The sequence below is a fragment of the Acidipila sp. EB88 genome (assembly GCF_003858395.1).
GTDB lineage: Bacteria > Acidobacteriota > Terriglobia > Terriglobales > Acidobacteriaceae > EB88.
This window is the reverse complement of record NZ_QWEV01000005.1, coordinates 3,831,996-3,855,397: the sequence shown is the minus strand read 5'-3', so window position 1 is coordinate 3,855,397 and position 23,402 is coordinate 3,831,996. Positions and strand designations below refer to the sequence as shown.

General features: G+C 60.4%; 19 protein-coding genes. 9 read left to right on the top strand and 10 right to left on the bottom strand.

All coding sequences use genetic code 11. The features are described from left to right. Positions 1 to 207: 207 nt before the first annotated feature. From D1Y84_RS16190 to D1Y84_RS16170, 5 genes are all read right to left on the bottom strand, one after another. The gene (locus D1Y84_RS16190) at positions 208 to 537 is read right to left on the bottom strand and encodes a hypothetical protein (RefSeq protein WP_148092694.1); all 330 of its coding nucleotides are present in this window, start codon (positions 535 to 537) and stop codon (positions 208 to 210) included. 7 nt (positions 538 to 544) lie between these two features. Further along, complete coding sequence (locus D1Y84_RS16185; RefSeq protein ID WP_305000445.1) at positions 545 to 793, bottom strand: transposase; 249 nt, start codon at positions 791 to 793, stop codon at positions 545 to 547. Positions 794 to 891: 98 nt separating this feature from the next. After that, positions 892 to 1,737: a DUF3500 domain-containing protein gene (locus tag D1Y84_RS16180; protein WP_199726431.1), complete on the bottom strand. Its 846-nt coding sequence runs from the start codon at positions 1,735 to 1,737 to the stop codon at positions 892 to 894. 795 nt (positions 1,738 to 2,532) lie between these two features. After that, positions 2,533 to 3,171 (bottom strand): TetR/AcrR family transcriptional regulator, encoded by a 639-nt coding sequence (locus D1Y84_RS16175; RefSeq protein ID WP_124849608.1) that lies wholly within the window; start codon positions 3,169 to 3,171, stop codon positions 2,533 to 2,535. 24 nt (positions 3,172 to 3,195) lie between these two features. Then, positions 3,196 to 3,873, bottom strand: a complete 678-nt coding sequence (locus D1Y84_RS16170) for a hypothetical protein (protein WP_124849607.1) — start codon at positions 3,871 to 3,873, stop codon at positions 3,196 to 3,198. Positions 3,874 to 4,744: 871 nt separating this feature from the next. On the opposite strand from D1Y84_RS16170, the gene D1Y84_RS16165 reads away from it, so the two are divergent. Continuing rightward, the gene (locus D1Y84_RS16165; RefSeq protein ID WP_124849606.1) at positions 4,745 to 5,248 is read left to right on the top strand and encodes a hypothetical protein; all 504 of its coding nucleotides are present in this window, start codon (positions 4,745 to 4,747) and stop codon (positions 5,246 to 5,248) included. Positions 5,249 to 5,313: 65 nt separating this feature from the next. Next, the gene (locus tag D1Y84_RS16160; RefSeq protein WP_124849605.1) at positions 5,314 to 5,658 is read left to right on the top strand and encodes a hypothetical protein; all 345 of its coding nucleotides are present in this window, start codon (positions 5,314 to 5,316) and stop codon (positions 5,656 to 5,658) included. A 228-nt stretch (positions 5,659 to 5,886) separates the two neighbouring features. Here the strand turns inward: D1Y84_RS16160 and D1Y84_RS18570 are convergent, their stop codons facing one another. Next, positions 5,887 to 7,032: an ANTAR domain-containing protein gene (locus D1Y84_RS18570; RefSeq protein ID WP_255424363.1), complete on the bottom strand. Its 1,146-nt coding sequence runs from the start codon at positions 7,030 to 7,032 to the stop codon at positions 5,887 to 5,889. Continuing rightward, positions 7,020 to 7,598: a uroporphyrinogen-III synthase gene (locus tag D1Y84_RS18565; RefSeq protein WP_255424362.1), complete on the bottom strand. Its 579-nt coding sequence runs from the start codon at positions 7,596 to 7,598 to the stop codon at positions 7,020 to 7,022. Before D1Y84_RS18565 ends, D1Y84_RS18570 begins: the two co-directional genes overlap by 13 nt. A 964-nt stretch (positions 7,599 to 8,562) precedes the next feature. Between D1Y84_RS18565 and D1Y84_RS16150 the strand changes: the two genes are divergently transcribed. From D1Y84_RS16150 to D1Y84_RS16125, 6 genes are all read left to right on the top strand, one after another. Further along, complete coding sequence (locus D1Y84_RS16150) at positions 8,563 to 8,787, top strand: hypothetical protein (protein WP_124849604.1); 225 nt, start codon at positions 8,563 to 8,565, stop codon at positions 8,785 to 8,787. A gap of 473 nt (positions 8,788 to 9,260) precedes the next feature. Beyond that, positions 9,261 to 11,051 carry a NirA family protein gene (locus D1Y84_RS16145; protein WP_124849603.1) on the top strand — a complete coding sequence of 597 codons (1,791 nt, stop codon included), beginning with the start codon at positions 9,261 to 9,263 and terminating at the stop codon, positions 11,049 to 11,051. Next, positions 11,048 to 12,841 (top strand): sulfite reductase flavoprotein subunit alpha, encoded by a 1,794-nt coding sequence (locus D1Y84_RS16140; protein WP_124849602.1) that lies wholly within the window; start codon positions 11,048 to 11,050, stop codon positions 12,839 to 12,841. Before D1Y84_RS16145 ends, D1Y84_RS16140 begins: the two co-directional genes overlap by 4 nt. Before the next feature lie 109 nt (positions 12,842 to 12,950). After that, on the top strand, positions 12,951 to 14,666 hold the full coding sequence (locus D1Y84_RS16135) for a DmsC/YnfH family molybdoenzyme membrane anchor subunit (RefSeq protein WP_124849601.1): 1,716 nt from the start codon (positions 12,951 to 12,953) through the stop codon (positions 14,664 to 14,666). Beyond that, positions 14,663 to 16,840 carry a molybdopterin oxidoreductase family protein gene (locus D1Y84_RS16130; protein WP_124849600.1) on the top strand — a complete coding sequence of 726 codons (2,178 nt, stop codon included), beginning with the start codon at positions 14,663 to 14,665 and terminating at the stop codon, positions 16,838 to 16,840. The genes D1Y84_RS16135 and D1Y84_RS16130 overlap by 4 nt, the downstream gene beginning before the upstream one ends. Before the next feature lie 161 nt (positions 16,841 to 17,001). Beyond that, positions 17,002 to 18,273, top strand: a complete 1,272-nt coding sequence (locus D1Y84_RS16125; RefSeq protein ID WP_124849599.1) for a NarK/NasA family nitrate transporter — start codon at positions 17,002 to 17,004, stop codon at positions 18,271 to 18,273. 626 nt (positions 18,274 to 18,899) lie between these two features. Here D1Y84_RS16125 and D1Y84_RS16120 read toward each other — a convergent pair. Genes D1Y84_RS16120 through D1Y84_RS16110 form a run of 3 tightly spaced genes read right to left on the bottom strand, consistent with a single transcriptional unit; the run spans position 18,900 to position 20,931 of the window. Continuing rightward, on the bottom strand, positions 18,900 to 19,259 hold the full coding sequence (locus D1Y84_RS16120) for an STAS domain-containing protein (RefSeq protein WP_124849598.1): 360 nt from the start codon (positions 19,257 to 19,259) through the stop codon (positions 18,900 to 18,902). A gap of 20 nt (positions 19,260 to 19,279) precedes the next feature. Continuing rightward, positions 19,280 to 19,738 (bottom strand): ATP-binding protein, encoded by a 459-nt coding sequence (locus D1Y84_RS16115; RefSeq protein WP_124849597.1) that lies wholly within the window; start codon positions 19,736 to 19,738, stop codon positions 19,280 to 19,282. Continuing rightward, a complete protein-coding gene (locus D1Y84_RS16110) occupies positions 19,735 to 20,931 on the bottom strand; it encodes a PP2C family protein-serine/threonine phosphatase (protein WP_233581482.1) in 1,197 nt (398 codons plus the stop codon). The genes D1Y84_RS16115 and D1Y84_RS16110 overlap by 4 nt, the downstream gene beginning before the upstream one ends. A 363-nt stretch (positions 20,932 to 21,294) precedes the next feature. Between D1Y84_RS16110 and D1Y84_RS16105 the strand changes: the two genes are divergently transcribed. After that, positions 21,295 to 23,283, top strand: coding sequence for a PP2C family protein-serine/threonine phosphatase (locus D1Y84_RS16105; protein WP_158615522.1), 1,989 nt, complete (start codon positions 21,295 to 21,297; stop codon positions 23,281 to 23,283). Positions 23,284 to 23,402 lie beyond the last annotated feature (119 nt).

Genomic DNA, 23,402 nt, shown 5'->3' with positions numbered 1-23,402 from the left:
TTTCGATCTAGCGCAGCATGTTTATTACCTGCTCACGCTGGTACTCTTGCCTCGTCCCTATGCTCTCCTTGTCCAGGGTCTCTCTTATCCACTGGCATCTTTCAAGCCGGGCACTCCACATGCACTTTGACCGACAGCAGACCACAAGCTAGCTGACCGTTCCTGCTCTGCGCTTCTTCCGCAATGTTTCTTCGCTGAAGAGCGAATTCATCTTTCCCTATAACCCGAACAGAAGTGCCACCCGCTCTGCCGTTGTCTTGAACGTGCGGCCAGATGCAGCATCGACAACGCGATCCAGTGCATTTTAAGATTCGCCAAATTCAGCGGCATTGAAATAAAGTCGTAGAGACTTGCAAGATTCAAACCAGGATGTAGCTTGCGTTCTCGAAGATGGCCTGAGTCGCTACCTTTATCAGTCCCGCGAGGCTCGCCGTTGCGATCCGGCTGCGGCTCATAGTCATTGCTGGATCGGTCCACTTCCAGCAGCTCGCAGGCCCGGCGTTCACGCAGACCATGTTCGGCCTGCACGAACGCCACCTCAGCCTTAAACCGGCAAGCTCCACCCGTTTTTTCTTGTGACCGATTTCAGCGCTTCCTTGTCCAGGGTTAGGTCCGCCACCAGCTGCTTCAACCGCCGGTTCTCATCTTCCAGGCCCTTCAACCGCTGAACCTCGGCCACTTCCATGCCGCCGTACTTCGACTTCCAGGTATAGAGTGTCGCCGTGCTGATCCCATGCTGCGACACAGACCCAGCCTTCAAATCTGCCTCGTGCCGCTTCAGCATCCCGATGATCTGCTCTTCACTTCATCGACTCTTGTTCATCAAAAAGTCCTCTCGTTTAAGCTATGAGAGAACTCCAGTTTTAACTGGCAGAGATTATCGGAGGCACGTCAGCAGGAATTACTTTCGATCAGGCTTTTCGCGTAGTCGTTGCCCAAATCACGCATCACGGTGTGAACGTGTAACTTGTATCCCCCTTGATTGCCTTGTGGGGCGTGTTCAACCAGGAGAGTGGGGCCATGAAGACGGAAGTAAGATTCACCATTCATATCCGACTCATGTGTTGTCGGACCGCTCCAGGCAAACCGTGTTTCAGGCAATGATCGACGAATCTCTTCCAGGCGTTGAGCGCAGTGTGCCTCGTTGAGTACGCCCACCCACTCACTGGCAAGACTGAACAGAATCGCCCGCTGCGCTTCCGATAAAGAAGAACCCAGCACCCCTTGAGGGACGAGCTTTGCGTCCGCGTGGCCAGGTCCAAATACCAGGTCGCTCACATCGTGTTCGATCCTGGCGGCTTTCAACTGCTCGGGTGTGAGCGTGGCCACAAGATCAAATGCCTTATCATTCTCGCGTCCCAGACCTCGGATTGTCTTTCCGTTTTTGATGAACTTCGAAGGCAGGATGCCTGTGTGGAGCGGTGCGCAAACCGCCCTGTTGCCGACGAACGTGATATTGAGACCAAGATGATGGCCGCCGAACTGAAGCATCCATGGCGAGGATGCGACCGGCTGCCCGAAGAGTGCTACCGTGTACGCACCGTACCCGGATGCGTAATTTGTTCCTTCATCGCTTAGTTCCTGATCGGCGGCCATGATGTCCAGCACCTTCTGATAGCCCATCGGGCTAAGGACCGCTTTAAGCAGCCCGTGAACAGAATCCCGCTCAGGCCCCGCTAGTTCCCCCATGCGAAGGCCTGGACGTGGCACATCGCTGACAGGGAAATTCGTCCACATGGACTGGCCGTACTTCTCACCGACGAAGGCGAAACCCGCAGGCCCACCTCCACCCGGGGGGCCGCCCGGACCGCCGCCTTGGCCAGCCGGGCCTGCTGGCGCTCCTGCTGGTCCGCCCGGGCCAGCAGGGCCACCTGCCCCACCCGGACCTCCGTGCCTTACGAACTTAGCGAGCGTTGGGGTCTCCTTCCGGGGAAATGGAAAGAGTATGCGAGCTTGCCGCTCCGGTCCAAGCGTGTGCAGAAGGAGCGATGCCGCAACACGAACCGTCTCGGAGCGTTCTGAAGGGCCCGCAGATGAGCCAGCGGGCAACAAACCCTGACCCATTGCTAAACGCCGGAGGAGAAAAGAGCTTCCTGCGGCTGCCGTGGATGTTACGAAGAGACGTCGATCCATAGGGTTCTTTCTCGTGGCGATTTCGAAGCACACAGCACACAGGTGCGAACATGCGGCGGTTTGTCAGTCCAACTTCTTCCTAGGATAGACAGGTACTCTCGAGGCAAGCTTACATCGCATCCTGCATTGGCTTGGATTACAGTTCACCAGTAAGGTGTCCGCGATTTTGATAAAGGCTTACGCCTGCACCCCACTGCATCGCCTTGAAGAAAGGGAGCACCAAGGCCCTTAAAGATGCCTGTGCGACAGACGGCAACCTTGGGCGGAAGACGAGGAGCGAAGCCTTCCGAAATTATGCGAAGAGTTTCTGCCGAACGTATGACAGATATCATTACGGCTGTCGGTCTCGCAAGGCCGCTGTATCAAGCAAGTAGTTTCCATCAAGCGCAAGGTCCATCATCATGCGGTAAGACAATCGAAAACTTTAGCGATGACCTTCCTGATGGATCTCTTGGTCATAAGGTGAGGGTCAAACTCCGATTCAAGCAGCAAAGCGGAAAGCATTGGAAACACTGAATGAAAGGCTAAAGCCCTGCTGATTGAACCTTTTCGGTCGCCCGCAGCCCCAATAATCTTCGCGTATTCAGCCTCTCGGCTGAGATTCGACGACCACTCTAGGTTCTTGTAGCGCTCTTTCGATTCCGGATGGCGCAGCATGAACAACTTGAACTCCAACTGCAGAAGCGCCCAGTCTTTATCGTCAGCGCGGTTCATCACGAACTGCCGCATCAACTCGATATTCTTCTTCATGTCGCTCGACCACGACTGTCTCAGTCCATCCCGATACACCTGCCGGTGATCCACAATCAAGGCTAGAAAGATTTCTTCTTTGCTCTTAAAATGTCCGTAGATTGCGCCTTTGGTGCGGCCTGCGAGCTCTGCAATCTCTTTTAGATCCGCTCCCTCGTATCCATCACGCACGAAGATGGTCTGGGCGGCACGCATGAGGAGTTCGCGCGTTTCTCTCGTTCGGAGTTCCTGTCTGCCTATCTTCAAGGTTGCCGGTCGCTCGAGTGCCACCACCGCGCCATCACTCACAAGAAGCTCCTTTGTCTACGCTCATCATGCTTTGGCCGCCTCGGATGTTCCAGGCGCTTTTTTGTCGGCGGCCTTTAGTGCTTTTTCGTATTTCTTCTCGAGCGACTTCGCCACATGGTCCGCAACATCCGTACTCTCGCCTTCGCCTCGCAGCGTGGATTTGACCGCTTCATTGATCGCCAACTGGCCGGTTCTATCCGTCAGTTGCGCATTGAAGGCGATCTGCGTTGTGCCCACAAACATTCCGATAGGGCCAAGCTCCGCCCGCTTCACGGAATTTCCTTCCTGGAACGCGGTAACACGAAGATGCACCGTGTATTGCGGGCAGAGACCCGCTGGCATCGTTTCTCCCTCACGGTAGACGCGGGTGACGCTCTGAGCTTTCTTAAACCGTTCCATAACGTGCTCGTACACCAGACCCTGGTAAACAGCAGGAACTTTCGCGCCGTCCCAGTCGGGAACCAAGACAAGCATGCTGCCCGGTTCTGTGAGCCCTGCACCACAATCGGAAGCAATGGGTATCCGAGTTAATTTCGGAGCAAGTGCGAAACTCTCAAGGGCACCATCCGCCTTTCCTGCTCCGAGGAAGAACACGGCGGAGTGAGCTCCGCCTCGCGAATCGTTGAACTCAACGGTCAATATATCGATGCGGTGATGCGCAACGGCTGCAACAGCAAGACCCCCTCCGTCCGGGATTGCCATGCGCATAATTCTGCCGGTCACTCCCCAAGCTCCACTCGCTGATCACCGGCACTGACAGCTGTAATGGTGCTACGTGGAATGGTCGCGGTGCTCCCTTTTCCTGTGAAGGTGAGGCCGCTTGCGCTTAACGTCAGAATTCCCGTCCTGTGCGCCTTGACGTCTGGCAGACCGTAGATGTGCTGGGCCTTGTCTGAGGTCCACGTAGAGCCTGTTCGGTCAAGCTGGACGTTTGGCGATGGTTTAGCTGCCGGGGAAGTCTGTGCCGGTAGCATCGTAGGTGCGGAGAGTATTACCGTGTAGAGAATCGCACGAAGAGTGGTCCGGGGATGCTGAGACATAGGGACTCCTTGCCATAGCATATTCCGACAGGAATATATCTACCGGCAGGAATATATTCGCATGCGTAGCCTTACGGCGCAAGGGTCTCCGCTCTGGCTTATCGAGGTCTTCGCGGCCACGTAACCTACAGACAAGCACTACGTTCGCAGGGAAGGGCTATAAGCGGTCCTGTCTCGCCTCCGCCAACTTCGCGTAGTGACGCCACGAACGCGCACAGGCCAGATACGAGAAATCACGAGTCGCAGGGGAGCGCGGTGGCGGCAAAAGCGGCGAGGCGATCAAGCACCAAGTGCAGCGGATCGGCACAGGCAAGGCGACTGCTGATCTATGCGAAATCGGGAAGTGTGAGACCAGCGTCGAACCTAGCCATGGTCGAATGAGACGCGGAAGGGCGACGCACGTACGGCACCGGCCAGCGGCAAGCCAATGCTTGACGCTCGCCGCTGCCTCATCACCGGAGAGTCTACGTCTGGCGCTTGCGCGTCGTAACAAGGTTGTGCTCTCTTCTGAGACTCTGTCGGATAATGATCCTATGACCCCCACCTCGCAGGCGAGCGCTACTATTCTGGACGTACTGGAGGCGCGGATCCAACTCCTTTTGCCGCCGATATACCAGCAGACTTACAAAGACGTGTCGCCTCGCTCCATGGGCTCCGCCGCGCTGCGATATGGAGCCGATGGGCGCGTACGTTGGAACGAGATCTGGGGATCTTTCTGCGATCTTGCCATGGCTGGTGGACCACCACATCGTGGTACGTTGCTCGAGCCTGCCAGTGTGCAGGAGATCGCATTGGTAGCGGCGCAGTATAACGAAGTCGTCAGCGAAGTGTGTCGTGGTCTCCGGCTTGTCACGGGCCTGCATGTGTACCCTGCGCAAGTGCCCGGCTGGGTCTCGATCGACTGCACCAGCGTGGCGATGGCCGCTTGGTTAGCACGTGCCATCGTGATGGAGAATGTTGCAGCACGAGCTCGGGCCTTGTTCTGGAGGTGCCAGCCGCGCCTGCTTATCGACTGGAGAAAGAGATTAAGAACGTAATCACCTCGGTCGCGAAGTGCATGCACTATTGGTCTGAACACATGTCGTATGAGCAGCAGGGCAGAGTGGGCGACTTGCTGCGGACCATGCAAGACGAGATGCCACTGGTAGAGCCGTCGTATGCAGAATCTCACGGGGACGAGCAGCAAAAGCTCTTGAGTGTTCGAGTTGCTGAAAATATCCTTCAGCGCACCGGGCTGCGCAGCTCTCTTCGGCACTGTGCACGTTGGCTCAGCGTTGGCTGCGATGACGCGTCACTTGCCATTTCCATGATGCGGCTGCTGGCGGTTCGGAATGTTGTGGTGCACTGCGAGGGCACGCTGCTCTATGTTCCGCTCAACACATCGGTCGACCCGTCGGGAACGATGACCGCCGCCCTCATCACTTCGACTTATCAGATGGCTCGTTGAAGGCGCCGATCCTCAAAGCGGACCGATGACTCAAGCCGGGGGACCTTGGCCCCTCGGCGGTCATGATCTCTGCCGGTGTCACCGCGGCGGTGCGCCTGTTCCGCGAGCCATGCATTGAGCGTCTCAATGCTTGGACTCGGCTGTCAGCGAGACAGTGGGTCTACCACTCGCGGTAGAGCTGCGTTTGGCACTGACGATAACTCACGGGTTGAGCCTTCTGGCCGGACACTACTTGGAATGATTAGGGTCAGCGAGCACCTGAGTCGAACCTTGCTCTGCCAGGGTTCTCCGAAGGTCCTCTGCCAGCAGGACCGCTTCGGCGATTTCGCGCATGGATTTACGTCGCTGTCTGCTTTCGCGTTGCATGGTTCGGTAGGCGTCTTCTTCAGAGAGGCCGAGGTCGCGCTGCAGAAGACCCTTTGCGCGATCGACTGTCTTGCGAGTTTCAAGTCTATTCGTCAGTTCGGAGTTTTCCGTTTCAAGACGTGCGCGCTCGATCTCCGCGCCAACCAAAAAGCCGATCGTCGAGAGCAGCCGAATCTGCAGGTCGCTGTGTATGTAGGCTTCGCGATGCTGCAGGTTGATGACGCCGACCACCCGATTAGCGCACAGGATCGGCGTGGAGAGGATTGCCTCGAAGCGGTCTTCTGGCAGGTTGCCGAACGATGAAAAGCGCACGTCTTCAGAAGCCCGGGTGGAGATCGCAACCGGTTCGCGATGCTGCGCCACCCAGCCGGTCACACCCTCGCCGAGCGACATGCCAAGCTTGTCCAGCAGGCTGGCATGCGGGTTCTTCGAGGCGCGCAGAATCAGCTTGTCCTCTTCGCGCGTGTAGATAAAGCACGAATCGCAGGGGATGACGGTGGCGACAAATGCGACGACGCGGTCAAGTACCAGGTGCAGCGGGTCAGCAGAGGCGATGCGGCTGCTGATCTCATGCAGGATGTCGAAGTGTGCGAGGCCATCGCGAAAACCCGCCATGGTGGGCGTAGACGGGGAAACCTGGCGCACCGGTCGCACGGCGCGAGAGCGGGTAAGCGATGGTTGACGCTCGCCCGGCGCCGCATCGCCAGAGTGAAATTCTGCGTTGTCTCGGCGCTCCCGCTTCTCAAGCACGACCCGCCCGGCGTACTGGGCTGCCTCGTTGACCAGAAAACCCATCTTGGGGCGCGAAGGCTCAAAATCAGGCTTGATGCCGTAGTGCTCGAGCTCTTCGGTGGTAGTTGGCCCAATCGACAGCACCGCTATGCCTTGTAGCGCCATGCGCAATTCGTTGCCAAGCGCCATCTGTTCCGCGATGAGGAAGAGATGAATCACCTGCACGGCTGTCATAAAGAGAGCTACGTCCACCATGCCATGGATTACTGCCAGCACTGTCTCGCGCAGGGGGCAAGGTCTTCCGGCAGGCCCCATTGGTATACCGGCACCTTGGTGACCGACGCACAACGCTCGGCCAGGGCGGCGATCAGTTCGGGATTGGTCGCGCCGTACTCCTGCACGGCCACACGCATGCTCGCGAGGGATGGACCGAAAGCAGACTCCACGGCCTGCATCAGCTCCCGCCAGGTGGTCGGCTCGGCGGCTGTAGCTGCAATCGGGATGTCGAGTTCGCGCAGAGCCGCCTGCGGCTTTACGCCGCGCGCTGCTACTGGCGTCGTGCGCAGCGCAGCCACAACCTGTTCGCGGTCGAAGCGCGTAGCGATGATGTCGAGCATGGCGCGTACTCCCACGCCGGTGAGAAAGATGACGAGATCGAACTGCCGCCCAAGCAGCTTCTCCGCAAACTCAAAGCACGGCTGGTTCGACGCAAGCGGAAGCTCGCGCATGGCAGGCACCACAAAGGGCTCGCCGTTGTATGTGCGAATGAGCTTCTCGACTTCCCTGGCTCTGCGGGACTCCAGCGACAAGACGCGGAGCCCTTCAAAACTTGCATGTGGCATCGCGAATCCTTCAAGCGGGCAGCCCGATTGTGAAGCGTTGACCGCCTGCTACGACCCGGCGTAAAAAACCTGCCGCAGGAAGCATGGCGAAGCTGGCATGAATGCAGAATCGTATGCTGGCTATCGTATCGCGAGTCGGCGCGAAGGAGAACTGTTCTTGTTTGCCTTTGTTTGTCGCTCTTGCGCCGGGCCTCTGCGGCTTTATCCATGCGTTCAACGGATGGTTGAAGTGGCACACCGCCTTGAAGTGTCGCAACTGCGCGTTCGTCGGGCGCGGATGGATAGATCGCCTTCACCACGGACCTGCCCACCGCTCGTCCGTAGTAGGCCAAAAGCGTTACGTGCGGCTTGACGGGGTAGTTGGGGCTGGTGTCGTAGAACGTCCAAAAGCTGGTATGGCCGTCGCCAGGGCGCCCTGGCACAGAGATTGCCTCCGGAGGTGAGTTGCAAGGACTGCAGACCGACGCTGAGCCTGGGGTTGGCGTTCATGTTGTACACCCCCCCTGATCGGTGCGGGCGACCCATGCGGTGAGGTCCCAACGCCAGCCACCTGGTTGTGCGTCTGCACCGTCACACGATCGTTGTCCATTACAAAAGCCGAAACTAGCAGTCAGTCTTTGCCCAACGCGGTTCGACTGGAGCTACTGCAGCGTGGCGCTCGCCGGCAAGGTTTTCTGCCCGTCAAAGAACTCAAACCTGCCAGGGCGCAGCGTGTTGGCGTCGCGACAAGAATGGTAGCGCAGGTGGCCTTGTTAGAACGAGGCAGCGACCGGGCTGGTGTCGCTCGCGTTGCTGGCGTAGAAGGTGCCTCCCAGCTCAAGCTACCAGTCAGAATGTCGCAACCGCTGTTGCAGGCGAGCCGCAGCAGCGATCCACGTGGCCGCATGCGGGGTAGCTACGAACCACTCCCACGCCTCTACGCGGGTTCCGTCACACACGGTGGCCCTAAGAGGCATGGCGACCGGTGGCGAAGCAGGAGCAGGGGATTGCCAGTACGCGACATCAGAAAGGAGAAAACAGAAAACAAGCACGCAAGGGCGCCACAAGGAGAGCTCCGAAAAGTAAAACAGAAGGCGGCCGCAAAGCAGGAATGGGCATGCGCGGGCATGCAGCCGCAGCCTGCAGTTTCGCCGAGCCCGCGCATCAGGTCGCGACCGAGTTGTTGTTTGACAGAGAACAGGGCTCGTGACGCACCGGGCGCGCGGCTTTGAGGCAGGTCCGAGGTCTCTTTGTACTTGGTGCATCGATGTTTAACACAGGATCCTTTTGCCCACAACGAAAAGCTCGGGCGCCTGCTGAACCGCACCACAAACCGCGTGACGCGTCAATCGCATCGTCCGCTTTTTGACCTGCTCGTAATTGCAAAAGTGGTCTTGCGCCGCCCAGAGACTGCTCCTATACTCAAGGCTCCGAAACACACTGCAGCCTGGATTGCCGCCTGTGTTCGGATGCGGGTGCCCCGACGCACCCATCGCAGATCCTGTATCGCCCAAGCTCCGCGACGAGCCTGAGTCCACTGTGTACCCGGTGTTGATCTCGGCTGTTGCCTGCGTGCTCATCTTCCTGCGCTTGTTCCTGCCCTGCACATCGTTCAGCACACACCGTGGCTCAGGCTCTGTTGCCTACCTCTGCCCTCTATCTGCGCCGCATCGAGGTTGCTGTATGTCTTCATTGTCTGACCATCCACCGGCGTCTGCGCCGCAGCCGTTCAGCGCCGAGCAGACGCAATACCTGCAGGGTTTCTTTGCAGGCGCAATGCAGCGGGGGGCACTCCCCTTTGCCGGGCATCTACCAGGGGGTGCCATCACTAACGATCCTGCGACCGGCGTTGCCAACGCTGCCGTCGAGGCCGAACCCACCGTTTACGGCACGCCTGTGAGTGACCTGTGCCGCGAAGAGCAGTGGAAGTACGAGCGCAACCCGCTTGACGCGTGGGATGAACTGTTGGCGCATGCTGCGGAAGATCGCGCACCGGATCTTGAACACACCTTTCGCTTCAAGTTCCATGGGCTGTTCTATGTCGCGCCGGCGCAGGATTCGTTCATGGTGAGGCTTCGCATCCCGGGGGGTGTCCTCACCTCAGCGCAGGCGCGCGGACTGGCAACGATGGCTGAGCAATGGGGTCCCGGGCGCTGCGACATCACCACGCGCGCCAATCTGCAAATCCGCGAGATCGCCCCGCGACATATTGTGGATGTGCTGACGACGCTGCAGGCCCTCGGACTCGGCTCGCGTGGCGCCGGCGCAGACAACATCCGCAACATCACCGCCTCACCGACCAGCGGGTTGGACGCACAGGAGTTGATCGAGACGCTGCCCTTCGCCACCGCGATGCAGCACTACATCTCCAACTCGCGCGACATGTATGGGCTGCCCCGTAAATTCAATATTGCGTTCGACGGCGGCGGTGCTATCACTACGCTGGCAGACACCAATGACATCGGCTTCGTCGCAGTTCGCGTTTCCATGGGACGCGGGGTGCCGGCAGGGGTGTACTTTCGCGTGCTGCTGTGCGGCATCACCGGGCACCAGCAGTTCGCCACAGACTGCGGTCTGCTGCTGCGCCCCGACCAGATAGTGGCAGTGGCAGCCGCGATGGTGCGCCTTTTCGCCGAGAACGGCGACCGCACCGATCGCAAGAAGTCGCGGCTCAAGTACCTGGTGGACCGCTGGGGCGTGACCAGGTTTCTTGAGGAGACCGAGCGCCGCCTGGCTTTCCCGGTCATCCGTTTCCCTGCGGAGGAGTGCGAAGCGCGCGGCCCGATCGATAGGGCGGGCCACATCGGCGTACACGCACAAAAGCAATCAGGCCTGCAGACTGTTGGCGTGGTGGTGCCGGTCGGCCACCTGGCGGTCGCACAATTGCGCGACCTTGCCAAGATTGCCGACACGTGGGGCACGGGCGAGCTACGCCTCACCGTTTGGCAGAACCTGCTGATCCCTAACATCCCCTTTGCTTCGCTCGCAGCGGTTGAGCAGGCACTGCTGGCCGCTGGGCTCGACTGGAAAGCCGGTCGCTTCCTGAGCGGAACCGTGGCCTGCACCGGCAATCAGGGCTGCCGCTTTGCCGCCGCCGACACCAAGCGGCATGCAGTCGAGCTTGCCCGCTCGCTCGATGCACGCTTCACCCTTGCGCAGCCCATCAATCTCCACGTCACCGGATGCCATAACTCCTGCGCGCAGCATTACATCGGCGATATCGGGCTGATGGGCGTCAAGGTCGAAGGAGAAGAGGGCTACCAGGTGAATCTTGGCGGCGGCGCAGACGGCGACCAGGGTATTGCCCGCGAATTGTTTGCGGGGGTGAAGTTCACCGAACTGGTGCCCCGCATGCATGGACTTTTTCACACCTTCGAAAGCCGCGGCACAGCAGACGAAAGCTTTCTCGCCTTCGCCCGTCGGCACAGTGTCGACGAACTTCGCGCGATGTGCACGGCACAGGAGCCGCTATGACCACTGCAACGGTTCCGTTCATTCCTGACAACGCCCCATTCTCAACAGAGCAGCGCGCATGGCTCAACGGCTTTCTGGCAGGTCTCTTCTCGCAGGCGCCCGCGCAGCAACCGGCCCCGTCGCCCGCGCTTTCGCTCACCGTGCTGTATGCGACGCAGGGCGGCACCGCAGAGCGCCTGGCCAAGAAAGTTGCGAAAGAACTCAAAGCGAAAGGACATACGACCGAGCTGTTCTCGCTGGAAGACATGCCGCCGGCCACACTCGCCGACAAGGAACATGCACTGATACTCGCCAGCACCTATGGTGAAGGAGATCCGCCCGATGCGTGCCGGCGTTTCGCCGATGCCATGTCTGCACCCGACGCCCCGCGCATGGAGAAGCTGCGCTACTCCGTGTTTGCTCTCGGCGATCACTCCTACGAGCATTTCTGCAAGTTTGGCGTGGACCTCGATGAGCGACTTGCCGCACTTGGTGCGGAGCGGCTCATGCCTCGCGTGGAAAGTGGCGTAGATGTGGATGCGCCGTTTGACCAATGGAAAAGCAGTTTGAGCAGCCGCCTGGCTGAACGCGTCGCGGGATCGAGTGGCAAAAGTGCGCCGGCTTCCATGGTCGCCACGGCAACATCCGCTGTAGCACCGGGCGTGGGCGCAGCAAAGATTGAGCCACTCCACACGCGTGACCATCCCTTTCTCGCACCATTGCGTGCCCGCACGCCGCTTACATCCGGCCACTCCTCCAAGGTAACGATGCACCTCGCGTTCGACATCGAGGACGCGCAGATCGAGTACGCTGCGGGAGACTCCTGCGGCGTTGTCCCGACCAACGACCCAGTCTTGGTGGCAGACATTCTTGAGGCGCTGGCCTTCGACGCAGGCGCAAGCATCGCGTTACCCAAAGTCGGCGAGGTATCGATGGAGCAGGCGCTGCTGCACCATCTGCAGCCGACGCGTCTCACGCGCAAAATCGTCCAGGCCTTTGCAAGCAAGTCTGGCAGCAAAACGCTTACCGCACTGCTGCCGGCCGAGCAGTCGGCACACCTTGAAAGCTTCATGTACGATCGCGGGCTGATCGATCTATTGCTCGAGTACCCCGGGCTCATCACGGAGCCTGCGGAGATTGCGGCGATGCTGCCACGCCTGTCGCCGCGCCTGTACTCCATCTCTTCAAGCCCGGCCGCGCATGGCCGCGAGGTGCACACAACGGTGGCGGTAGTGCGCTACAAAGCGCACGGGCGCGAGCGCGGCGGTATCTGCTCCACCCTGCTGGCGGATCGAACCGGGGTCGGTGCGCGGTTGCCGATCTACATCCAGGCCAATCCCAAATTTCGCATTCCTGAGAACAACCACACGCCAATCATTATGGTTGGCCCAGGCACAGGTATCGCACCGTTTCGCTCGTTCCTGTACGAGCGCCGCGCACTGGGTGCAAGCGGTAAAAACTGGCTGTTCTTTGGAGAGCGCAGTGCGAGCACGGACTTCCTTTACTGCGAGGAGCTGCGTGCCATGGCAGCCGACGGTCACCTGACGCGTCTCGACACTGCGTTTTCACGTGACCAGGAACACAAGATCTACGTGCAGGACCGCATGCTTGAGCGTGGGGCCGAGCTGTGGCACTGGCTTGGCGAAGGCGCAGTGTTTTACGTGTGCGGCGATGCTTCGCGCATGGCCAAGGATGTGGATGCCGCACTGCATACGGTCGTTGAACAGCATGGCGGCATGGATCGCGACGCGGCCAGGGAGTACATCAGCCAGTTGCACGACGAGCACCGCTATCACCGCGATGTGTACTGAGACGCCGGAAATCAGGAGTGTTCCCGGGTAGAGTTCCTGGCCATCTTTTTTCATTATGGTCACCGCAAAGAGCGCGCGATCAGCAGCAAGACGCATATCGGAGATCCACTTGGCCCTGCCACTCCACGAACGCGCTCTCGAATCCGACAGTGAAGAGCTGGTGCGGATGACGCTGCTCGAAGGCGGCGCGTCCCCGCAGTTGATCAATCTGCTGATCCCCCGGCGGCCACTTGCGCCCGGCGAGCAGTACCGCTTCCACTTCGACATGACGAAGTGTGTCGGGTGCCGGTCATGCGAAGTCGCATGCAACGAACAGAACGGCAATCCCGCTGACATTAAATGGCGGCGCGTGGGCGAACTGGAAGGGGGCACGTGGCCCGACACCCAGCGAACCTATCTTTCGATGGGCTGCAACCACTGCCTCGATGCGAGCTGCCTGAAGGGCTGTCCCGTCAACGCTTACACCAAGGATGCCACTACCGGGATCGTGCTTCACTCGGCCGAAGCCTGTATCGGCTGCCAGTACTGCGTATGGAACTGCCCATACGGGGTGCCGCAGTTCAACGAGGATCGTGGCGTCGTGGGCAAGTGCGACATGTGTCGCGGCCGCCTGGAAGATGGCTTGGAGCCGGCCTGTGTCAACGCCTGCCCTGAAAATGCGATCGAGATTGAAATCGTGAACAAGGCAGAGTGGCGCGCGGAGCACTCACTCGGCGACGCGCCCGGCATGCCTTCGGCCGACCACACAATCTCGACCACTCGCATCACGCTGCCACCAAAAGCGCCCGCAGCCATCGACGATCCAAATCCGTCCGAGCTGGAGCGCGTGGACCGCTACACTGTGAGCCCGGAGCACGGGCACCCCACGCTCGTCGTGATGACCACGGCGATGCAGGGAAGCTTCGGCGCATGGACTGCAGCGCTGCTGCTGCACGCGCTGACCCCGCTGAATGCCACACTGCTGCTTGCAATCACCTTTGCCGCGATGAACGTCGCGGTGCTGCACCTGGGTCGCCCCGCGTATGCATGGCGTGCGCTCAAGATGTGGCGGCGTTCGTGGTTGAGTCGCGAGGTTTTGTTGTTTGGATTGTTCTTCGGCGCCATGCTTGTCTCGGTCGCGTGTGCCTGGGGGGCGGCGTTTCAAGTGCCGCACGCAGCAAACTTGTTGTTGTTTGCAGGCTGGTCCACGGCGTTGCTGGGGCTCGCGGGCACTGTTGCGAGTGCGTTCATTTACCTGGTGCCGGCGCGGCCCGCCTGGAACATGAAGCAGACACCTTTGGATTTTGTGCTGTCCGGGGCCATGATCGGCGCTCTGTTGCCCGCGGTGCTTGCCCGCGTGACCACTCCGCTCGTGCCACTGGTGCCCTGGTTGCTCTCCTGGATGGTCCGTTCTGCGCAAGCTTTAAACAACGTGTTCATGCCTGATCGGCTGCAACATGTTCTCACTCGCCTTGTTCCTAGCATGCAGCCGCACGGTCTGCTGCTATCACTGAATGGCCCTGCATGGGATGCACCACTCGGGGCGGCGACTGCACTCTGCGTATCCTGGATCGCCAACCAGCTTTGGCGTGCTGGTGCCCTCGCAAAGTCGCCCATCATGGAATCGCGCGCAAGCTGGCGCCTGCTGCGATTGCCGCGCTTCAGCAGGCTGCTGATCACTGCGCTCGCGTCTGCGGCAGCCGCGCCATTGCTAGTGGCCATAGGCCTGCCCATCGTCGCGCTGCTTGCAGCTGTGCTCGCGGTGGCCAGCGCGCGCTACCTGTTCTTCGTCTCCGTGGTGCCTCGCAATATGGGCCTGACCTTCTTACGCACGAGGCACACATGACACTACTCGGCAAACTCGGCCGCACGCTCGGCTTCGATACCAACCGTGCAAAGTACCGCTACAGTAAAGATCCGCGCTTTGGCTACGTATCGGAGTCGCGTGTTGCGGACACCTGGACCCGCACCACCTGCGGTTACTGCTCCGTCGGCTGTGGCATGCTGGTTGGCACGCGCGACGGCAAAGCCGTTGCAGCGCGCGCCATCGATACGCACCCGGTAAATCGCGGCAAGCTTTGCCCCAAGGGCCTGAGCGAACACCACATTCTGGCCGCACCCGGCCGCGCCACCACGCCTCTGCTGCGCAGGCGACGAGGCGACGAACTGGAAGCTGTCTCATGGGATGAAGCGCTCACGGTAATGCTCTCCAAGGTCGCCGGCGTGCAGGAGCAGTACGGGCGCGAGGCATTCGCGGTGGTCAGTACCGGCCAGCTTCTGACCGAGGAGTTCTACACGCTGGGCAAGCTGGTGCAACTTGGCTTTGGCACTTCGAACTACGACGGCAATACCACCCTGTGCATGGCCAGCGCGATCTCCGGCTACAAGCTCTCATTCGGTTCCGATGGGCCGCCCGGCTCGTACGCGGACATGGAAGTGGCCGATGTCATCCTGATGATCGGCTCGAACATCGCCGACAATCATCCGATTCTCTGTCAGCGCCTGGGCAAGCATCCGGGACAGGTCGTGATCGTCGCAGACCCACGCGTGACCAAGACCGCGATGATGGCTGACATTCACCTGCCCGTTAAACCCCGCTCCGACATCGCGCTGGTGAATGGCATTGCGCACATTCTCATTCGGGATGGACTGGTGAACCAGGCTTACATCGACGAGCACACTGAAGGCTATGAACAGTTCTGCCGCTTTGTGGAGGACTTCACCCCGGCGCAGGTAAGTGAAACAACCGGTCTTCCGATTGCCTCAATTGAGCGGGTTGCACACCTGTACGGCACGGCCAAGGCAGCCTTCATCACCTGGACGATGGGTGTGAATCATTCTGCGCAAGGTGCAGTCACGGTAGCCGCGATCAACAATCTCGCGTTGATCACGGGCAACATCGGACGCGCTGGCGCGGCACCTTTCTCGATTACCGGACAGTGCAATGCCATGGGCTCACGCGAAGCTGCGTTCACCTCGTCGCTGCCCGGCTATCGCTCCTGGGAAAAAGCAGAAGATCGCGAGGAGCTTGCGGGCATATGGGGAATCGACGCAGACCGCATCCCGACAAAGCGCGGCCTTGCGTATCCCGACATCATCGCCGCGGCGGCCGACGGACAGATCAAGGCGATGTGGTTCATCGCGACCAATCCCGCTGTGTCCTACCCCAACTATCGCCTGCTTGAGCGCGCGATGCGCGCGGCTGAGTTCGTCATCGTGCAGGACGGCTTTCATCCCACGCCCACCGCTGTTGAGTTCGCCGACCTGGTATTGCCGGGCGCAATCTGGGGCGAGAAACAAGGCACTTACACCAATTCGGAGCGACGCATCGGCAAGGTCAACCCGGTGCTTCCGCCGCCCGGGGAGGCGCGTGCCGACTTCGATATCTTTCTTGACATTGCGCATAGGCTTGGGGTGAAAGAGGAACTGTTTCGCGGCTGGACCAGCACGCATGATGCCTGGCTGGAGTGGCAAAGGGCTTCGGCTGGTCGCATGTGTGACTACAGTCCTTTTACCTGGCAGGCGTTGGAAGACGAAGGCGGCCAGCAGTGGGGTGGCGAGCGACTATACGCGGACGGCATCTTTCCCCGGCCCAATGGCCGCGCGCTGCTGCACTGCGTGCCGTGCCTGCCGTTCTCTGAGCAGCCCGACCGCGAATTCGATCTCATTCTCAACACCGGCCGCACTGTAGAGCACTGGCACACACGCACCAAGACCGGCGCCGTGCCGATGCTGCACGGCATGGTGCCGCACGCATGGCTGGAGATGAATCCGGAGGATGCGCGGCGCCTGCGGCTGGAGCCGCACGACCGGGTCACCATCCGCTCGCGGCGCAGCGCCGTGCCCGATGTGGAGCTGCGCGTCACGGGCATCGTGGCTCCCGGACAGGTCTTCATGCCGTTTCACTTCACTGAGTGGAACTCCAACCTTGTGACGCTCGACGAGTTTGACCCGATCTCGCGCGAACCCAACTTCAAGCAGTGCGCCGTACGCGTCGAGCGTTACACGCCGCTGTCCTAAGCCCCGGAGTTGCGCGAAGCGCTTCAACACTATGCAGCACAAACTATGCAGCACAAGCGGCCACGCCGCCGCCGCACTGCACAGCACGAAAAAGGGTTTCAGGGCGCCCCAGGACGCGCGCTCTCCCCGGCAGCAATCAACTTTTCCTCGGAGAGCTATCCATGGCGAGCACCAAGATCTTCCTCAAGTCAGGCCACCCACCCACGTTGCTGGCCGCGTTTCTTTACTTCGACTTCTCGTTTGCCGTCTGGGTTCTCAATGGCGCGATGGGACCGTTCATCTCAGAGCAATTCCATCTAAGCCCTTCGCAAATCGGTCTCATGGTTTCGGTTCCGACGCTCGCCGGCGCATTCATGCGCTTTCCTCTCGGTGTAATTTCGCAGTACATCGGGCGAAAAAATGCAGCGATCGTGGAGATGTCATCGATCATCATCGCGCTGCTCTATGGCTTCTTCTTTGTGCACACGTTCAACAATGTACTCGCCATGGGCGTGTTGCTTGGCATCGCGGGAGCTTCGTTCGGTGTTGCACTTTCGCTCGGCTCCGGCTGGTTTCCGCAGCAATATAAGGGTCTCGCTATGGGGATCGCCGGCGCCGGCAACAGCGGCACTGCGCTGGCTGCGTTGTTCGCTCCCCGCCTGGCGATGCATTTTGGCTGGCAGCATGTGTACGGCTTTGCCGCAGCGATGATGCTGTTGCCTCTTCTTGTTATGGCTATCTTCGCCAAGGAGCCGCCGGATGTGGAGCATCAGTCGCTCGGGCAGCACCTCAAGTGCCTGGTGGAAGCTGACGGCTGGTACTTCAATCTGATCTACATCATCACCTTCGGCGGCTTCATCGGCCTGGCGACATACCTGCCGTCCTTTTTCTACGCGCAGTTCCACGTCACCAAGGTGCAGGCCGGCACCCTCACCGTGCTGGCGACGCTTACTGGCTCATGCACCCGCGTGCTGGGCGGCTGGGCAGCGGATCGCATCGGCGGCATTACAACGCTGTCGGTCGTGTTCCTGATCGCGATTGCCGCGCTGTTTTCTCTCACTGCCACGCCGTCGCTGGTGCTCACCACCGCTCTGTTCATGCTGTGCTTCGCAGCACTCGGCGCGGGCAATGGCGCAACCTTTCAGCTGGTGCCCTTGCGCTGGCCGGTCACTACGGCGGTAGCCGGCGGCATGATCGGCGAGATTGGTGCGCTTGGGGGCTCGATCCTTCCAAACCTGCTCGGCCTGTCGAAGCAGCATACCGGGTCTTACGCGAAAGGGTTCATCGCTTACGCATTGTTGGCGACCGGGATCCTGGTCATGCTTCGCATGGTGTCACGCTCTTGGACCAGGCGGTGGGTGGGGCCCGGAGGCAGAGCGCGCATCGCATCCCAGGCGCTTGACTCCGTGAGTGGGGTAAACCACGAAGTTGAGTCTGGCCGGGCGTATGTCTAACCTTCGATTAGCCAGGTTTCCGGATTAAATACGCGAGCGTCCCCCGGAAAGTCATAATACGCGTCCAGCATTTCGCACTGGCTCACGGGCAGAGAGCCCTGTCCAACCCCGACCCGGGCTCTCTGCTTTGCTACGCAACGGCGGCGGCAGGTGGTCGCCCTTTTGGATCTGCGCTGGCACAAGCCAGAGGATCTGCACTGATCCGCAAGGCTGCTCTGGTGTCGGCATCTCAAGTGCGTCATCCAGTGGAAAAGGGTAACGCCGTTTGCGTTGCCGGCTTTGTGACCACTTCGCCGAGCAGGGTGTTAACACTCAAGGATGCCACGACGAGCCTTGCTGGAGTCGCCATAGGTCGATGGCATACAAGTGCCAGCGCCACCACCAGAGACGTAGCCTGTGAGCCTGGCGATGACGAGTGGACAAGATGGCGAGCCTGCTTCTCACGGCAGCTGAGGGTGCAATCGACAACCTTTTTCGGTAGCGTCGTAGTCAAGGTGCTCCATTCGCACAGCATGAAGAGCCAGTCCCCAGGCGTGAGTTCAATCGTGGTCGATCGCGTCTGCACGGTGCTCTGCCTGCAGCCAACTCAGTCTGCAGCTGCCGCACGGTATCGAGCATTCTCTCTGCTACAACTTCGTCAAAGCAGCAGCCTCATCCGGATACAGCGTCGCGTACTTGGTGATGCCGACCATCGTGAAGACCTTGGTGAAGTGCGGCGTCAATCCCGAGATCGCGATCGTCTGACCCGCGTTGCTCGACGCGATCAGCACCTGAATCACCAGGGCGATGCCCGACGAGTTGAGATAGTCTACGCCCTTGAAGTCGAGCAAGATCTGCCGATGCGTGCCCTTATCGAGTGCTTCATAGCGCCCCAGCACCGCATCCCTTGACGAAGACGAAACATCCCCGGAAAAGCGCAAAACAGTCACGGGCTGACCGCTTGAGCCGGCCAGCTGCTGCTCGGATACCTTGGTGGTCGCCTGCATCGTCCTGCTGCTCCTGTAGGTTACTTGGCTTGCTGCTCCGGATTCATGCGAATCACGAGCCGCACAAAGCTTTGGCCAACGGGACTCGGTACCCACTCGGCTTCATCCACCAACGCCTGGATCAGAAACATGCCCATGCCGCGTGCGTCTTCTTCTCCGGTCATTTTGCGGTCGATGTCTGGAACAGGGGCCGGCGAGGTCATCCCCGCGCCGTCATCGTGTACTTGTACTTCGAGTTCGCTGCCATGCATTGACAGCACCACGCCTACCGGCAGGGAAGGGTTGTGACGGTTACCGTGTTCGATCGCGTTGATGCAGGCTTCTGCGATTGCGGTCTTTAGATCTTCGACGCGATCCTCGCTGAACCCCATCAGCCTGGCCATGCTTGCCGCCGTGCCCATAGCGACTTTTTCAAAGCCGAGTCGCGAGGGGATAAGGACTTCCACGTTGCTGCCTGCAAACTTCCTGCTTGTTGTCATGCGCTCTCCTGCAGCGTGCCACCGCCGGTATGGCCAAGTGCGATCGCGGACATGTCATCTCCCTGCGGCGTATGCCCGGTAAACTCCAGCAGCTCCCGCCAGATAGTGGACAACGTTGCCTCGCAACTGTGCCCGGAGCAATCCGCGAAGAGCTGCGCAAGTCGTTCCGCGCCAAACTCCTCTTCTGCACAGAAGGCTTCGGTGAGTCCATCTGTATACAGCAGCATGCGCCCTCCGAGCGGAAAATCGAGCTGCTCGCTTTCATACTGTGTACCGCTCAGCATGCCGAGTGGTGTGCCGCTTGCCTTGATCCAGCGCGAAGTGTTGTTTGGCGCAAGCAGCAGCCCTGGATTGTGCCCTGCATTCACACACGTGATCGTCGCAGCCGCAGGGTCGAGCCGCACAAAGATCGCCGTCACATAGCGTCGACGTGCTTCCGCGCCTTCTTCCCAGTGCTGCTGTGAGAGCCTTGCGGCCAGATGCTCGAGCGGCAGCCCCTGCAACGCGAGCGCGCGGAAGGCAGCGCGAAAAACCATGCAGATCAGCGCCGAGGCAAGGCCCTTGCCCGCCACATCCGCAACTACAAGCAGCAGCGTGCCCGCGGGCTCCGGAATGACATCGAGATAGTCGCCGCCCACCTGGTAACACATGCTGGAACGTACAGCCACCGCATAGCCTTGCAGAGCGGGTAACACCTGCGGCAAAAGGCTTTGTTGGATCAGCCTTGCTGCATCGAGGTCCTGCGTAAGCCGTGCGTACTCCAGATTGCGCTTGTGGTGCAGGGCATTCTCCGCTGCGAGCGCTGTCTGGAGCATCAAGCCCTCGAGGAAGTCCGACTCGTAGAGTGTAAGCGCGCGGCCTTGCGGCGGCGCAACCACTAACTCCGCGATGAGCTCACCGGCAGGGGTATGCACGGGAAAGCGCGGATAGTCGCGCGAACCCGAAGCCTGCTGAGGCAGCATGTCTCCGGCACTTACTTCGGCGCAGTGCTCGCAGCCAACAAACCTGGCGCCTTCAAGTTCAAGCTCAAGTATCGCAATCCGGAGCGCTTCGCGCAGTACCTGGTCAAGCAGGATCGTGGAGTGGACCCGCCGCGAGGCCTCGAGCAACGCCTGCAGGCGCACGACCTGCTGCTCGAGCGCGAGCGTGGAACCGTCGGGTAAAAGGAAGCTGGAGGCTGGCGTCATCGGCATTCCGATTCGTGTGGGCCATTCTATGGGCGGACCGACTAAGTCGTCAGAAAAAATACAACACTCCTTCCAGTGCGTCAGCAGGAGAAGAGCCGCATGCGGGCGTTAGGACAGACTGTGCATGCGCCCGCGCAGCACGGATGCGAAGGCGAGGCCTCCGCTGGGCCAGAGTACCGACGTGAGCGAGGTGACGTGACGCAATCAGCGCTGGCCGTTCGGCTCCGGCTTCAAGCCACACGGCCGCCCGCCGTCCGCTCCCAGGTGCGCTCTATCCACTCAATGCATCCTTGGGTGGCGAGAGTGCCGGGAATGCTCTGGCGCACGCGCGGTGTTTTGTTGATACTGGGCGCGTCGTCGGAGGAGCTCATGCAGAAGAGCCGGTTCCGCTCACGCCTAAGTGCGATCTTCGCCGCCATCGCGATCCTGTGGCCCGGATGCCTGGGCACTCGCCTGAGCGCGCAGGCCATTGACCTCGATGCTGGTCGCTTTCCCATCACCTCGATCGCGAACAACTGGCGCACGCACCCGGGCGATGATCGCCGCTGGGCGCAGCCGGACTTCGACGACAGTCACTGGAAGGTCATCCAACCTGATCGCGACTGGATTGCGCAGGGGTATGCCGAGCAGAACAACCTGGCATGGTTCCGCTTGCGGTTGTCGGTCCCGGCCCACACGGACTCGCTCGTGGTGCAGTTGCCGCGCCTCGAGAAGAGCTACCAGCTTTTCGCCGACGCCCGGCTTATCGGGCAGACAGGCCGCCTGCCGCCGCAGCATGCGATTGCTGTTACAGGGTCCGCGCGCGTATTTACCGTGCCGGTCCACCCCTCTGACAGGCGGCAATTTGTCACCCTTGCGCTCCGCCTGTGGCAGTCTCCACAACTCGTCGGCATCAGTGCGAACGTCCTTGCAGGCCGTGCTTACGCGGGAGATGCCGCGATCGTGCTGCGACAGTTTGCCCAGGTCAAGGCAGCCGCACTGCTCAGCCGCGGCAGCGCGTACACGCAGGAGATCATCGTGCTGATCGTAGGTGCTGCCACGCTGCTGATGTTCTGTCTTACGCGCCAAAGCTTTTACTTATGGTTCGCCCTGAATATGTTGTTCTCGGCATGTGATCTGCCCATGCACCTTCTCTCACAGCACTTTGCCTGGGGCTTTCTGCATGTTCTCTATGGGTACATGCTGCTGGATCTCCTGTTGTTCGCGACCTTCGCGTTGTTCGTGCTCCGCGCCTTGAACCTCAAGAGCCATACGCTTTCCGCGGTATGCCTCGCGCTGTGCCTCGCTTCCGAGACAGGGCCACTCCTGCTTCTCGTCAACCGGGCCTCGCTCGTCTGGGCAGACGGTATTTACGCGCTGTGCAGCACTGCCCTAGACCTGCTGTTGTTCCTGCTGCTGATACGCGGTTGGCGCACGGGTTCGGCCGATGCAAAGCTGCTGCTGCTGCCGTACACACTCGGAGCCTTGATCGGTGCTTCCGGCAATCTCGGCCACTGGTTTGTGGACCTGCACGTACCGCATGCCGATGCCCTGATCTCCGCTGACGTTGAGCTGCTGCGGGAACCGTTCGCCGTCAGCCTCAACGATATCGGCAACATCGTCACGCTGCTCGGGTTGCTTACCGTTCTCGTCTACCGTTTCGCCCAAACCTCCCGCGAAGAGCAGCGACTTGCCGCCGCCCTGCAGGCTGCGCACGATATCCAGCATCGGCTGGTCCCCGTGGACCTGCCCCAGCTCGGTGGCCTGCACAGCGAGATCGTCTATCTCGCAGCCGAGGAGGTGGGTGGCGACTTTTGCCAGGTTCTGCCGCGGCCCGACGGTTCGATCTTCATTGCAATAGGCGATGTCAGCGGCAAGGGACTGCAGGCGGCGATGCTGGGCACGCTCGCGGTGGGCGCGCTTCGTTCCATGGCCGATGAAGACATCGGCCCTGCAGCGGCCTTGCGCCGACTCCACCACGCCGTGCTGCGAACCGGAAGCGCCAGCTTCATCACCTGTCTTTGCCTCAAGCTTGCACCTACCGGCGAGGTGTTACTGGCCAACGCCGGTCACCTTTCGCCCTATCTCAACGGGCAGGAGGTTGCGACTGCCGCCGGGCTGCCGTTGGGCGTGCTGGCGCAAACTGAGTACCTGGAAACAACACTGATGCTGCCGGCAGTGGCCCGCCTCACGCTTCTTTCGGACGGAGTGGTCGAGGCGCGCTCGCGCAACGGCGAGCTCTTCGGCTTCGATCGCACCATGCGCATCAGTCAACAGCCCGCGTCAGACATAGCCGCGGCCGCGCACAGGCATGGCCAGGAAGACGACATCACTATTCTCACCCTGGACTGGTGTCAGCCGACATTGGCATCCGCGTAGCGGAGCCGTGCGCAGCGTGCGGCGGTACGACGCGACTGATGCAGATCGCAGGTTCAATCTGCCGAGCACCCGTGCAGCGGTTTCTTCCAGGCCTCGCCATCGTCAAGGCCCGCAGCAGC

Bases quoted from the DNA above. Each gene is read 5' to 3' on its own strand.
- D1Y84_RS16110 (WP_233581482.1), bottom strand. From the start codon at position 20,931: ATGCCGATGACGCCAGCCTCCAGCTTCCTTTTACCCGACGGTTCCACG.
- D1Y84_RS16115 (WP_124849597.1), bottom strand. From the start codon at position 19,738: ATGACAACAAGCAGGAAGTTTGCAGGCAGCAACGTGGAAGTCCTTATC.
- D1Y84_RS16125 (WP_124849599.1), top strand. From the start codon at position 17,002: ATGGCGAGCACCAAGATCTTCCTCAAGTCAGGCCACCCACCCACGTTG.
- D1Y84_RS16180 (WP_199726431.1), bottom strand. From the start codon at position 1,737: ATGTGGACGAATTTCCCTGTCAGCGATGTGCCACGTCCAGGCCTTCGC.
- D1Y84_RS16130 (WP_124849600.1), top strand. From the start codon at position 14,663: ATGACACTACTCGGCAAACTCGGCCGCACGCTCGGCTTCGATACCAAC.
- D1Y84_RS16170 (WP_124849607.1), bottom strand. From the start codon at position 3,873: ATGGCAATCCCGGACGGAGGGGGTCTTGCTGTTGCAGCCGTTGCGCAT.
- D1Y84_RS16145 (WP_124849603.1), top strand. From the start codon at position 9,261: ATGTCTTCATTGTCTGACCATCCACCGGCGTCTGCGCCGCAGCCGTTC.
- D1Y84_RS16165 (WP_124849606.1), top strand. From the start codon at position 4,745: ATGACCCCCACCTCGCAGGCGAGCGCTACTATTCTGGACGTACTGGAG.
- D1Y84_RS16140 (WP_124849602.1), top strand. From the start codon at position 11,048: ATGACCACTGCAACGGTTCCGTTCATTCCTGACAACGCCCCATTCTCA.
- D1Y84_RS18565 (WP_255424362.1), bottom strand. From the start codon at position 7,598: ATGCCACATGCAAGTTTTGAAGGGCTCCGCGTCTTGTCGCTGGAGTCC.
- D1Y84_RS16120 (WP_124849598.1), bottom strand. From the start codon at position 19,259: ATGCAGGCGACCACCAAGGTATCCGAGCAGCAGCTGGCCGGCTCAAGC.
- D1Y84_RS16105 (WP_158615522.1), top strand. From the start codon at position 21,295: ATGCAGAAGAGCCGGTTCCGCTCACGCCTAAGTGCGATCTTCGCCGCC.